The following is a 12,353-nucleotide window of genomic DNA, read 5'->3' on the forward strand; positions in this document are numbered from 1 at the left end:
ACGGAGCCGTCACGATGTTTACCGGAATTGTCGCGGCCGTCGGCCGCATCGAATCGATCACCCCGCTCGGCGCGTCGCCCGACGCGGGTGTGCGGCTGACCGTACAGGCCGGCGGGCTCGACCTCGCCGATGTCGCGCTCGGCGACAGCATCGCGATCCAGGGTGCGTGCATGACGGTGATCGCCAAGACCGGCACCGGATTCGACGTCGACGTGTCGCGCGAAAGCCTGAACCGCACGGTCGGGCTCGCGCAACCCGGCGAAGTGAACCTCGAGAAGGCGCTGCGCGCGCACGACCGCCTCGGCGGGCACATCGTGTCGGGCCACGTCGACGGCCTCGGTACCGTGACGCGCTTCGCGCCGGTCGGCGAGTCGCACGAGCTGCGCATCGTCGCACCGCGCGAGCTCGGCCGCTATCTGGCGTACAAGGGCTCGATCACGGTCAACGGCGTGAGCCTGACCGTCAACACGGTCGACGATCGCGCCGACGGCTGCGAATTCTCGATCAACCTGATCCCGCATACGGTCGAGGTCACGACGCTGCGTCACGTGACGGCCGGCGACAAGGTCAATCTCGAAATCGACATGATCGCGCGGTATGTCGAGCGGATGATGTCGGCATCGCAGGGCGTGCATCAGGACTGATCCGGCGGTTCCGCCCCCTGGGCAGGGATTGGCGGCTGGCGGCTCGGCGCGGCACCTGGCCTGATGGCCAACGACGCGCACGCGCCATCCCGTCGCGCTAAGATGCAACGGCAGCGTTTTCGGCGCCGCGACGCACGGTGCGCCGCGTACCGGCTGCCCCTTTTCCTCCAGGAGTCGTCCCCATGTCCATCTCGATGTACCAGGCTTCGCTGCCCGTCCTGATCCGCGGCCTGACCAACCTGCAGCACATCCTCGGCAAGGCGCAGGCGCATGCGGCCGAGAAGCAAATCGACCCGTCGGTGTTCATCGGCGCACGCCTCTATCCGGACATGCTGCCGCTCGTCCGCCAGGTGTACATCGCGACCGACACGGCCAAGGGTTGCGCCGCCCGGCTCGCCGGCGTCGACATCCCGAGCTTCCCCGACGTCGAGCAGACGTTCGACGAACTGCATGCGCGCATCCAGAAGACGATCGACTACCTGAAAGGCTTCGACGCCGCGCAGATCGACGGCAGCGAAGAACGCCAGGTCGTGCTCAAGATGCGTGTCGGTCCGATCGAGTTCACCGGGCAGTCGTACCTGCTGAACTTCGTGCTGCCCAACTTCTTCTTCCACGTGACGACGGCGTACGACATCCTGCGTCACAGCGGCGTCGAACTCGGCAAGCTCGACTACCTCGGCGGCCGCAACGACCACGCGTGACGCACGGCGGGGCCCCGGCCAGCCTGCGGCTGCCTGACATCGGGCGGGCCGCGGCGGCCCGGGCAGGCCCGCCTCGCAGGCCGGTCGCGCCGCGTTTCGGCGCGCTCGCCGGCCGCGCGCAGCCGGTGCCAGCCGAAACGCGGCCCGGCTGGCGTAAAATACGCACTTTCCTCTTTCTCGCCCCCTTATGACGCTCGCCTCCACGCTCGACATCATCGCGGAGTTGAAAGCCGGCCGGATGGTGATCCTGGTCGACGAAGAAGACCGCGAAAACGAAGGCGACCTCGTGATCGCCGCCGAATTCGTCACGCCGGAAGCGATCAACTTCATGGCCAAGTACGGCCGCGGCCTGATTTGTCTGACGTTGACGCAGGAACGCTGCAAGCAGTTGCACCTGCCGCTGATGACCTACCGCAACGGCACCCAGTACGGCACCGCGTTCACGGTCAGCATCGAAGCGGCCGAAGGCGTGACGACCGGCATCTCGGCCGCCGACCGCGCGCATACGATCGCCACGGCGGTCGCGCACGACGTCCGTCCCGAGCACATCGTGCAGCCGGGCCACGTGTTCCCGATCATGGCGCAGCCGGGCGGCGTGCTGGTGCGCGCCGGCCACACCGAGGCCGGCTGCGACTTCACCGCGCTCGCCGGGCTCACGCCGGCCGCGGTGATCTGCGAGGTCATCAAGGACGACGGCACGATGGCGCGCCTGCCCGACCTGCTCGAGTTCGCGAAGGAACACGGCCTGAAGATCGGCACGATCGCCGACCTGATCCAGTACCGCAGCCGCACCGAATCGATCATCGAGCGGATCGCCGAGCGCACGATGCAGACCGCGCACGGCACGTTCCGCGCGGTGCTGTACCGCGACCAGCCGAGCGGCTCGCCGCACATCGCGCTGGTGCGCGGCACGCCGTCGCCCGACGTCGATACGCCCGTGCGCGTGCACGAGCCGCTGTCGGTCCTCGACCTGCTCGAGACGGGCGTCTCGACACACTCGTGGACGCTCGACGCGGCGATGCGCGACATCGCGGAACGCGACCTCGGCGTGATCGTGCTGCTCAACTGCGGCGACACGAAGGAACATCTGATCGACGTCTTCAAGGCGTTCGACGAGGAAGAAAAGGCCGCTGCGCTGAAGCGCCGGCCGGTCGATTTCAAGACGTTCGGCATCGGCGCGCAGATCCTGCGCGATGTCGGCGTCGCCAGGATGCAGGTGCTGTCGAATCCGCGCAAGCTGGGCAGCATGTCCGGCTACGGCCTCGAAGTCACGGGCTTCATTCCGATGCCCGGCGGCGAAGCCAAGTCCTGCCCGGCGTCCCACGCGTAACCCGCCACGACGCTTTCGCCCTATAACCGTTCATCCACACCACGGACCAGATCATGGAAATCGGACAATACCAACCGAATCTCGAAGGCGACGGCCTGCGTATCGGCATCGTGCAATCCCGCTTCAACGAACCCGTCTGCAACGGCCTCGCCGATGCGTGCGTCGAAGAACTCGAGCGCCTCGGCGTCTCCGGTGAAGACGTGCTGCTCGTGTCGGTGCCCGGCGCGCTGGAAATCCCGCTCGCGCTGCAGAAGCTCGCGGAAAGCGGCCAGTTCGACGCACTGATCGCGCTCGGCGCGGTGATCCGCGGCGAGACGTACCATTTCGAACTCGTGTCGAACGAAAGCGGCGCGGGCATCACCCGCATCGGCCTCGACTTCAACCTGCCGATCGCGAACGCGGTCCTGACGACCGAAAACGACGAGCAGGCCGTCGCGCGCATGACCGAAAAGGGTCGTGACGCCGCGCGCGTCGCGGTCGAGATGGCCAACCTGACGATGGCACTCGACCAGCTCGGCGACGATGAGGACGAGGACGAAGAAGACGAAGACGACGAAGAGGAGCGCGCATGAAGAAGAGCGCCCGCCGACAATCGCGCGAGCTGGCGACGCAGGGCCTGTATCAGTGGCTGCTGTCGAACGCGGCCCCCGGCGAGATCGACGCGCAACTGCGCGGCGCGCTCGGTTACGACAAGGCCGACAAGGAGCTGCTCGACGCGATCCTGCACGGCGTGATTCGCGAGCATGCGACGCTCGTCGAAGCCCTCACGCCGTCGCTGGACCGTCCGGTCGACCAGCTGTCGCCGGTCGAACGCGCCGTGCTGCTGATCGCGACGTTCGAGCTCACGCATCATGTCGAAACGCCGTACCGCGTGATCATCAACGAAGCAGTCGAACTCGCGAAGACGTTCGGCGGCTCCGACGGCTACAAGTACGTCAACGGCGTGCTCGACAAGCTCGCCGCGAAGCTGCGCCCCGCCGAAACGCAGGCGCGCCGCAACGGCTGATTCCGCAGGTAGACGGGCGCGCGAGCGCCCGTTTTTCGTTCTCCCTCCCCTCCCCGCTCCGCCCGACCGATGAATACCACTGCCGATTCGCTCGTCACGCTCGCCGCACGCGTCGACGCGATCCAGCCCTTCTACGTGATGGAACTGATGAAGGAGGCACAGCGGCTCGAGTCCTCCGGGCGCGACGTTATCCACATGGGCATCGGCGAGCCGGACTTCACCGCACCGGAGCCCGTCGTCGAGGCGGCGGCGGCCGCGTTGCGCCGCGGCGTCACGCAGTACACGAGCGCGCTCGGCATCGCGCCGCTGCGCGAAGCGATCGCCGCGCACTACGCGCGCGCGTACGGCCTCACGATCAGCCCCGAGCGGATCGTCGTGACGGCCGGCGCGTCGGCCGCGCTGCTGCTCGCGTGCCTCGCGCTCGTGGGCCGCGACGACGAGGTGCTGATGCCCGACCCGTCGTACCCGTGCAACCGGCACTTCGTCGCGGCGGCCGAAGGCCTCCCGGTGCTCGTGCCGAGCGGCCCGGAAGCGCGCTTCCAGCTCACCGCGGACGACGTCCGCACGCGCTGGGGCAGCCGCACGCGCGGCGTGCTGCTCGCGTCGCCGTCGAACCCGACCGGCACGTCGCTCGAGCCGGACGAACTGAAGCGGATCGTCGAAGCCGTGCGCGCACGCGGCGGCTTCACGATCGTCGACGAGATCTACCAGGGGCTCAGCTATGATGCGGCGCCCGTGTCGGCGCTGTCATACGGCGATGATGTCGTCACCGTCAACAGCTTCTCGAAGTACTTCAGCATGACCGGCTGGCGGCTCGGCTGGCTGGTCGTACCGCCCGCGCTCGTGAGCACGTTCGAAAAGCTGTCGCAGAACCTGTTCATCTGCCCGTCCACGCTCGCGCAGCACGCGGCGCTCGCGTGCTTCGAACCGGCGGCGCTCGACATCTACGAGGCGCGTCGCCTCGAATTCAAGCGTCGCCGCGACTTCATCGCGCCGGCGCTCGAACGGCTCGGCTTCACGGTGCCGGTGATGCCGGACGGCGCGTTCTACGTCTATGCGCACTGCGGCGGCGTCGCCCATCCGGCGGCCGGCGACAGCGCGGCGCTCACGCAGGCGATGCTGCACGACGCGGGCGTCGTGCTGGTGCCGGGCATGGATTTCGGCGTGCATGCGCCGCGCGACTATATCCGGCTGTCCTATGCGACCGCCTATTCGCGCCTCGAAGAGGCCGTCGAGCGGCTCGCGACGCTGTTCGGCCAGCACTGACGTCCGAGCGGCCCTCCCGGCCGGCGTGCCGGACGCTACCGTCCACGCCAAAACGAAAAGGCACCCGAACGGGTGCCTTTTTGCTTGAGTCCTGCCGGAACCGCGGGGCGTTGCGTGACTTACGCGCCGAGCTCCGAATGATCGCCGTGCGCCTGCTTCGCGGTGTCGACGCTTGCGTCGTCCTGCTGCGGCGCGCCCTTCGGCGCCGCGGCGGCCTTCGCGGCGATCGGCTGCGCTGCGTCGAGCGTCGCGTGCATGCGCTTCGTGCTGCCTGCCGCCGCCGTCACGGCCGCGGTGACGATCGGCTTCGACGGCTGGGCCGGCGCCTGCGGCGCATTGACCGGCACGCTGCGGCCGTGCGCGACATCGCGCAGGCGGCCGCGCTCGGCCATGACCTTCGAGCCGTACACGGTGTCGTCCGGGTTGGTCGAGCCGTTGTACAGACGCAGGCCGTTCGCAAGCGAGCCGCCGCGGGCGATGCAGTCCTTCAGCACGAGCGCGCCGACCTGCAGGTTCGCGAGCGGCTGCAGTGCGGTGTCGGTACCGCCGAAATATTCGAACTTGTCGGAATGGACCTTCGACATGACCTGCATCAGGCCTTGCGCGCCGACGCCGCTTTCCGCGTACGGGTTGAAGCCCGATTCGATCGCCATCACGGACAGCAGCAGCAGCGGATCGAGGCCGACGTCGTGGCCGGTCTGGAACGCGGCCTTGACGAGCTGGCCGAGCGGCTCCTGGGCGACCCGGTAACGGCGCGACAGGTAGGTGGCGACGAGCGCCTGCTGGCGGTTCGACGCGAGCGCACGGTCGTCGCGCGCATCGGCCGGGACCCGCTGGGACGGGATCAGTTTCGCGAGCGCGACAGGCGACGGGCCGTTGCGGGCCGGATCGGACGCATCGCTCTGCGCGGCGGTTTCCGGTGCCACGTCGAGACCGACGGCGAGCGCATCCGTCTCGGGAGCCTCTTCCTGCTGCGGCTGCGCGCCGGCGGGCGCGAAGTTCGGCAGCGGATGGCCGGTCAGCAGACGGGCCGGACCGGCCTGCACGGCCGCGGATACGACCGGCATCAGCTTCGCGGCGAGGTTCCCGCGCACGGTCGGCAGCAGCCACAGGGCCAGTGCGATCGCGACGGCGAAACAGCCGACGACGCTGAATAAATGGTGACTGACACGCGTCCCGCGACGCAGCATGTTGCGCACGATCTGTGCATGCTGCTCACTGGGACGCCACGATAACCAAGCGTTCATTCAGATCATCTCCCATGAACATGACTCGTGCGACTCGCTCGGCTCGATGGCGAGACAGAAAACGCGCCGCGGAATCACGACGCCGCACGCCTTGGTCGGGGCATGCAGGCATCGGGGAAACGGTATAAGTACCGTTCGAGGCCACGGTATAAGACGGCCGGCACCTTCGCACATTGGGCGAGGCGGGCATACGCGGTGGCACCCACGCAAAAAACCAGCGTCTGGTGGCGCTGGCTGGGACTACGACAAAGGCCGTCGAATACGCCGTGCAGGTTTCGGCGGACGGTGACGCGCTGCGTCAAAGATCGGTGATTGGCGGCTCGAAGCCTTTTACCCTGCAGCCAATGTGAGCGGATTCTAGCAGGGTTTTATAGATCGTCAACACTATAAAACCTTCAAATTATAACAAAAAGTAATTTTGAACCGCCCTTCAGATCGCAAGCCCCCTGCCGTAGGGGCTCTCCGCGCGGTCCACTTTTTTCTCCGCCCGGGCGTGCGCGCGGCGGCCCGGGTAAAATCTGCGCTCGATTCGGGGCCGCAGCCGGCCGCTGCGCCCGCCCATCGCTGCCCGCCTTGCGGGCGGCCCGGACCTTGTTCATGAAATACAAAGACTTACGCGATTTCATCCAGCGCCTCGAGGCGCTCGGCGAACTGCGGCGCGTCACGCAACCCGTGTCGCCCGTGCTCGAAATGACCGAGCTGTGCGACCGCGTGCTGCGCGCCGGCGGCCCGGCGCTGCTGTTCGCCGCGCCGCCCGGCAATGCGTTCCCGGTACTCGGCAACCTGTTCGGCACACCGCGCCGCGTCGCGCTCGGGATGGGCGTCGATGCCGGCGACGACGCCGCGCTCGGCTCGCTGCGCGACCTCGGGCGGCTGCTGTCCGCGCTGAAGGAGCCGGATCCGCCGAAGAGCCTGAAGGACGCCGGCAAGCTGCTGTCGCTCGCGAAGGCCGTATGGGACATGGCGCCGAAATCGGTGTCGTCGCCGCCGTGCCAGGAGATCGTCTGGGAAGGTGCCGACGTCGACCTGCACAAGCTGCCGATCCAGACCTGCTGGCCCGGCGACGCGGGGCCGCTCGTCACGTGGGGCCTCACGGTCACGCGCGGGCCGAACAAGCCGCGCCAGAACCTCGGCATCTATCGCCAGCAGCTGATCGGCCGCAACAAGCTGATCATGCGCTGGCTCGCGCATCGCGGCGGCGCGCTCGACTTCCGCGAATTCGCGTTGAAGAACCCCGGCAAGCCATATCCGGTCGCGGTCGTGCTCGGCGCGGATCCGGCCACGACGCTCGGCGCGGTGACGCCGGTGCCCGATTCGCTGTCCGAGTATCAGTTCGCCGGCCTGCTGCGCGGCAGCCGCACCGAGCTCGCGAAGTGCCTGACGCCCGGCGTCGACACGCTGCAGGTGCCCGCCCGCGCGGAGATCGTGCTCGAAGGTTTCATTTATCCGCAGGAAGGCGCGCCCGCCCCCGCCCCGGCCGGCGCACCGCCGCGGCCGGCCGGCAACGCGTCGGCCGCTTATGAGCATGCGCTCGAAGGCCCGTACGGCGACCACACCGGCTACTACAACGAACAGGAGTGGTTCCCGGTGTTCACCGTCGAGCGCATCACGATGCGTCGCGACGCGATCTATCACTCGACCTATACGGGCAAGCCGCCCGACGAGCCGGCCGTGCTCGGCGTCGCGCTCAACGAGGTGTTCGTGCCGCTGCTGCAGAAGCAGTTCACCGAGATCACCGACTTCTACCTGCCGCCGGAAGGCTGCAGCTACCGGATGGCGATCGTCCAGATGAAGAAGAGCTACGCCGGCCATGCGAAGCGCGTGATGTTCGGCGTGTGGAGCTTCCTGCGGCAGTTCATGTATACGAAGTTCATCGTGGTCGTCGACGAGGACGTGAACATCCGCGACTGGAACGAGGTGATCTGGGCGATCACGACGCGCGTCGACCCCGTGCGCGACACCGTGATGGTCGACAGCACGCCGATCGACTATCTGGATTTCGCGTCGCCCGTCGCGGGCCTCGGCTCGAAGATGGGGCTCGACGCGACCAACAAGTGGCCCGGCGAGACGAACCGCGAATGGGGCCGCCCGATCGAGATGGACGCCGCCGTGAAGGCGCGCGTCGACCGCCTCTGGCAGGAGATCGGACTGTAAGTCCGCGCGCTGAACGCACCCGACAAGAACGACGATGAGCTTTCCTCCCGCCTCGATGCTGTCCGACGGATTCTTCCTGTCGCTTTCGCTATGTCTCGACATCGGCCTCGTCAACGTCGCGATGCTGTCGCTGACGCTGTCGCACGGCTTCCGGCCCGGCTTCTGGCTCGGCGTCGGCTCGTGCGTCGGCGACCTCGTCTACGCGGCGCTCGCGCTCGCCGGCATGGCCGTGCTGCTGCAGTTCGAGACCGTGCGCTGGATCGTCTGGATCGGCGGCGGTGCGGTGCTGCTGTTCCTCACGTGGAAGATGGCGCGTGAAGCGCTCGCGCCGGCCGGCGGCACCGACGACGGCGATGCGGACGACACGCCGCAGCCGCGTGCCAGTGCGCGGCGCAGCTTCATGCGCGGGATGCTGCTCGCGATGTCGTCGCCGAGCGCGATCCTGTGGTTCGCGGCGGTCGGCGGCGCGCTGATCGCGAAAGCCGGCGCGACCACGCCGGCCACGGCGTCGGTGTTCCTGTCCGGCTTCTTCCTCGGCGGCCTCGCGTGGACGCTGTTCATGTGCACGCTCGCGAGCCAGGGCCGCAAGCGCGCGGGCGCGGGGCTGATGCGCGCATGCCACGTCGCGTCGGCGCTGCTGTTCGCGTATTTCTCGTACAGCGTGATCGTCGGCGGCTATCGCGACCTGATCGCGCACGCCGTGTCGTAACCGGCGCGCACCGGATCGCGCGCCCAATGAAAAACGGCGCAACGCCCCACGCGGGACGTTGCGCCGTTTTGCCGCGCGCGGTCAGGCCGCCGCGCGGAATGCGTCAACGACGCCAGTAGCCGTGGTGGCCCCAGCCGCCGTAACCGTGACGCCAGTACGGACGGCCGTAGTAGCCGCCGACGACCACGGGGGGCGGTGCATAGTAGGCCGGCGCCGGCGCGTAATACACGGGCGGGGGCGGCGGTGCGTAGTACACGGGCGGCGGCGCCGCATACACGGGATACGCAGGTGCGATCGGAACCCCGATGCCGACCCCGATCGACACGTGGGCCTGCGCGGCGCTCGCGGCACCCAGGCCCAGCGCGGCGGCGGCGATGAACGGAATGAGCTTTTTCACTTCGATTCTCCTGCTGGAGCGGTAATTTGTGCGCTCCTGTCGGCAACGGCGGGCATGCACGTCGCATGCAAGCAATGTAGCGAAAACCCGCCGCGCGCGTATCGCGCATTTGTTGCAAATTGCAATTCCATCCGGCTGCAAACACCGTGCGGCGTGGCCTTGCGGATCCTTGACATCGCTTGCCGGTCGCGTGATTCCGTCCGACCAGTGAAAGCGCGACACATTGTCCGGTCAGTCTTACCGGATCCGGCAAGCACGGCGGGCACGCTTCCGTAATGAACGATTACAAATTTGAGACAAGACGCCGACAATTCAACGGGGATGTGGCCCCCGCGTGATTCGGGGCCGAATCACGCGATCGTCGCGGGCGGCGAAAACGGCCGCGCGAATTTACCGCTACCCCGTGTCGCACGCGGTCTTCCAGGTCGTCCTCGCCCGACGCCGCCCTTGCGCGGCCGCCCCGTCATTCCTGCGATACTGGCGGCTGCTCCGTTTTCGCTTCGTGACCCACCATGTCCCTTCCCGACACGCCCCGCCTCGGCTTCATCGGCGCCGGCCGCCTGGCGCGCTGCCTTGCCCTGCGTTTCGCGGCGGCCGGCTTTCCGGTCGTCGCGATCGCGAGCCGCACGGCGGAATCGGCCACGGCGCTCGCCGCGCGCATCGACGGCTGCCGCGCGGTCGACACGCCGCAGCAGGTCGTCGACGCCGCCGACCTGATCTTCCTCACCGTGCCCGACGACCATCTCGCGTCGACCGCCGCGGCGTTGCGGTTCGACGCGGCGCGCGCGGCGAGCCAGGCGCTCGTCCACTGCAGCGGTGCGTCGGCGGTCGAGCTGCTCGATCCGGCCAAGCGGCAAGGCGTGGCCACGGGCGGCTTCCATCCGCTCTACCTGTTCGGCGGCACCGACGCCGATCTCGCCCGCATCGACGGCTGCTCGGTCACGCTCGAAGCCGACGGCGCGCTGCACGCGACGCTGCTGCGGCTTGCTGACGCACTCGGCTGCCATCCGCTGTCGATTCCGGCCGGCGGCCGGATGCTCTATCACGCGGCCGCCCATTACGCGGCGAGCTTCGCGCTGTGCGGGCTGTCGGAGGCGGTCGAGCTGTGGCGCGGCCTCGGCTTCGACGAGGAAGCGGCGCTGCGCGCGCTGCTGCCGATGCTCGCCGGCACGATCGAGACCGCGCGCGACAAGGGCCTCGCGAACGCACTCGCGGGCCCGGTATCGCGCGGCGACACCGGCATCGTCGAGCGTCAGCTCGCGCTGCTCGAGGCGCGCGGCGGCGATCACGCGACGCTGTACGCGCTGATGACCCGCCGCGCGGTCGCGCTCGCGGCGAAGCGCGCCGCGCCGCCGGCCGCGCTGCCGGCGCTCACGCAGGCCGTCGAAACGTCGCTCGCGCGCACGACCGGGCACCCCTCCCCGCCGCGGGACGAGGCGTGATAAGGTGTCGGCCGATGCGCCGCCATCCGGCGTTGGCGGCCGCACGCTACTCGACTGTATAAAAAGGATGCCAACGATGTTCGGCGAGATCGCCCGTTTTCTGCTCAATACCGTCTTCACGCTGTTCGGCGCCGCGCTGATCCTGCGCGTCTGGATGCAGGCCGTCCGCGTGCCGCCGTACAACCCCGTCACGCAGGCCGTGCTGCAGGCGACCAACTGGCTCGTGCTGCCGCTGCGCCGCGTGATCGCGGGCGTGCGCGGCATCGACTGGGCAAGCGTCGTCGCAGCGCTGCTCACCGCGCTCGTCTATGTGGTGCTGATGGTCGTGATGGCCGGCTTCGACCCGGCCTCGGTGATCGCGACGCTCGTCGTGGTCGCGCTGCTCACCGTCGTGAAGTGGGCGCTCAATCTCGTGATCTGGATGACGATCCTGATGGCGCTGCTGTCGTGGCTCAATCCGCGCTCGCCGGCGATGCCGATCCTCTACCAGCTCACCGCACCGTTCCTGAACCCGCTGCGCCGTGTGATCCCGAACCTCGGCGGCATCGACCTGTCGCCGATCCTGCTGTTCGTGATCGTGCAGGTGCTGCTGATGATCGTCACGCGCGCCGCCGTGTCGCTGACGATCTTCGGCATCTGATCCGACGTGTCGCGCTACGCTGCCGGCCCCTGCGCCGGCGGCGCCTCGAGCGTGTCGATCACGCCGAAATTCGCCGGAATCATCGCGTAGCACACGCGCACTTTCTCGCGCGACACGCGCTCGAGCAGCCGCTTCGCCTCGTCGTCGGTGACGATGAACTCGACCTCGACCGCGAGCGAACCCTGCAGTTCGAAAAAGCGGTCCTCGTGCAGCACCCGATGCCGGCCGAAGCCGGCCATCGCGCGAAACGCCGAACCGCCCGCGACCCCCATCCGGTTTCCCTCCTCCAGCAACCACTCCCACAGCGGCTTCCAGTGCAGCCGGTGCTGCTCGTGCACGTAGAAGCGCAAGAAGACCCTGTCCATCGCGTCCTCCCGGTGCCGGCGCGCTCAGGCCGCCGCGAACCACGCGCGCGCGGTCCACATGCCGAGCGCCGTCAGCGTGAACGATCCAGTCAAGTGTAGGGCAGCCACCGCGAACGCCCATCCGAATTCGCCCTGCACCGCGTGCGTCATCACTTCGACCGAATAGGTCGAGAACGTCGTGAGGCCGCCGAGGAAGCCGGTGATCACGAACAGCCGCCACTCGGGCGGCAGCCCGACGCGGGTGGTAAAAACGACGGCGGCAACGCCGATCACGTAGCCGCCGATCAGGTTCGCGGCGAGCGTGCCGAGCGGCACGGCGGGAAAGAACGCGTTGAGCGCAAGGCTCAGAAACCAGCGCAGCAATGCGCCGAGCCCGGCGCCGACGAAGATCGCGACCATCGAATAGAACAAGGGAGCTCCTCGCTGACGAGCCCGCATCGCGGATGCGGCCT

14 protein-coding genes are annotated in these 12,353 nt (G+C 68.3%); 10 read left to right on the top strand and 4 right to left on the bottom strand.

What is annotated here, in order from left to right:
- Window positions 1-14: 14 nt before the first annotated feature.
- The 6 genes from DIE04_RS10495 to DIE04_RS10520 all read left to right on the top strand — a co-directional run bounded on the left by DIE04_RS10495 (window position 15) and on the right by DIE04_RS10520 (window position 4,947).
- Window positions 15-644 (top strand): riboflavin synthase, encoded by a 630-nt coding sequence (locus tag DIE04_RS10495; protein ID WP_124521637.1) that lies wholly within the window; start codon window positions 15-17, stop codon window positions 642-644.
- A gap of 182 nt (window positions 645-826) precedes the next feature.
- The gene (locus tag DIE04_RS10500; RefSeq protein ID WP_124487766.1) at window positions 827-1,345 is read left to right on the top strand and encodes a DUF1993 family protein; all 519 of its coding nucleotides are present in this window, start codon (window positions 827-829) and stop codon (window positions 1,343-1,345) included.
- A gap of 187 nt (window positions 1,346-1,532) precedes the next feature.
- Entirely contained in the window at window positions 1,533-2,675 is a 1,143-nt protein-coding gene (ribBA, locus tag DIE04_RS10505; RefSeq protein ID WP_044846224.1) for a bifunctional 3,4-dihydroxy-2-butanone-4-phosphate synthase/GTP cyclohydrolase II, read from the top strand.
- Between the two features lie 53 nt (window positions 2,676-2,728).
- Window positions 2,729-3,247, top strand: a complete 519-nt coding sequence (gene ribH / locus DIE04_RS10510; protein WP_124521635.1) for a 6,7-dimethyl-8-ribityllumazine synthase — start codon at window positions 2,729-2,731, stop codon at window positions 3,245-3,247.
- Window positions 3,244-3,681 carry a transcription antitermination factor NusB gene (nusB, locus tag DIE04_RS10515; protein WP_044846225.1) on the top strand — a complete coding sequence of 146 codons (438 nt, stop codon included), beginning with the start codon at window positions 3,244-3,246 and terminating at the stop codon, window positions 3,679-3,681. Before ribH ends, nusB begins: the two co-directional genes overlap by 4 nt.
- 69 nt (window positions 3,682-3,750) lie before the next feature.
- Window positions 3,751-4,947: a pyridoxal phosphate-dependent aminotransferase gene (locus DIE04_RS10520; protein WP_124521633.1), complete on the top strand. Its 1,197-nt coding sequence runs from the start codon at window positions 3,751-3,753 to the stop codon at window positions 4,945-4,947.
- A gap of 119 nt (window positions 4,948-5,066) precedes the next feature.
- Here DIE04_RS10520 and DIE04_RS10525 read toward each other — a convergent pair whose 3' ends face one another.
- Window positions 5,067-6,194 (bottom strand): lytic transglycosylase domain-containing protein, encoded by a 1,128-nt coding sequence (locus DIE04_RS10525; RefSeq protein ID WP_124521631.1) that lies wholly within the window; start codon window positions 6,192-6,194, stop codon window positions 5,067-5,069.
- A gap of 597 nt (window positions 6,195-6,791) precedes the next feature.
- On the opposite strand from DIE04_RS10525, the gene DIE04_RS10530 reads away from it, so the two are divergent.
- On the top strand, window positions 6,792-8,348 hold the full coding sequence (locus DIE04_RS10530; RefSeq protein ID WP_124487762.1) for a UbiD family decarboxylase: 1,557 nt from the start codon (window positions 6,792-6,794) through the stop codon (window positions 8,346-8,348).
- Between the two features lie 34 nt (window positions 8,349-8,382).
- Window positions 8,383-9,057 carry a LysE family translocator gene (locus DIE04_RS10535; protein ID WP_124487761.1) on the top strand — a complete coding sequence of 225 codons (675 nt, stop codon included), beginning with the start codon at window positions 8,383-8,385 and terminating at the stop codon, window positions 9,055-9,057.
- A gap of 103 nt (window positions 9,058-9,160) precedes the next feature.
- Here the strand turns inward: DIE04_RS10535 and DIE04_RS10540 are convergent, their stop codons facing one another.
- Window positions 9,161-9,454 carry a hypothetical protein gene (locus DIE04_RS10540; RefSeq protein ID WP_044846230.1) on the bottom strand — a complete coding sequence of 98 codons (294 nt, stop codon included), beginning with the start codon at window positions 9,452-9,454 and terminating at the stop codon, window positions 9,161-9,163.
- 512 nt (window positions 9,455-9,966) lie between these two features.
- Here DIE04_RS10540 and DIE04_RS10550 point away from each other — a divergent pair.
- Both DIE04_RS10550 and DIE04_RS10555 read left to right on the top strand, forming a co-directional pair.
- Complete coding sequence (locus DIE04_RS10550) at window positions 9,967-10,896, top strand: Rossmann-like and DUF2520 domain-containing protein (protein ID WP_124521629.1); 930 nt, start codon at window positions 9,967-9,969, stop codon at window positions 10,894-10,896.
- A 76-nt stretch (window positions 10,897-10,972) separates the two neighbouring features.
- Entirely contained in the window at window positions 10,973-11,536 is a 564-nt protein-coding gene (locus tag DIE04_RS10555) for a YggT family protein (RefSeq protein ID WP_044846232.1), read from the top strand.
- A 14-nt stretch (window positions 11,537-11,550) separates the two neighbouring features.
- Here DIE04_RS10555 and DIE04_RS10560 read toward each other — a convergent pair whose 3' ends face one another.
- The gene (locus tag DIE04_RS10560; RefSeq protein WP_124521627.1) at window positions 11,551-11,901 is read right to left on the bottom strand and encodes a DUF190 domain-containing protein; all 351 of its coding nucleotides are present in this window, start codon (window positions 11,899-11,901) and stop codon (window positions 11,551-11,553) included.
- 24 nt (window positions 11,902-11,925) lie between these two features.
- Complete coding sequence (crcB, locus tag DIE04_RS10565) at window positions 11,926-12,312, bottom strand: fluoride efflux transporter CrcB (RefSeq protein WP_044846234.1); 387 nt, start codon at window positions 12,310-12,312, stop codon at window positions 11,926-11,928.
- Window positions 12,313-12,353: the final 41 nt, after the last annotated feature.

The sequence above is a fragment of the Burkholderia sp. Bp8994 genome (assembly GCF_003853805.1).
Lineage (GTDB): Bacteria > Pseudomonadota > Gammaproteobacteria > Burkholderiales > Burkholderiaceae > Burkholderia.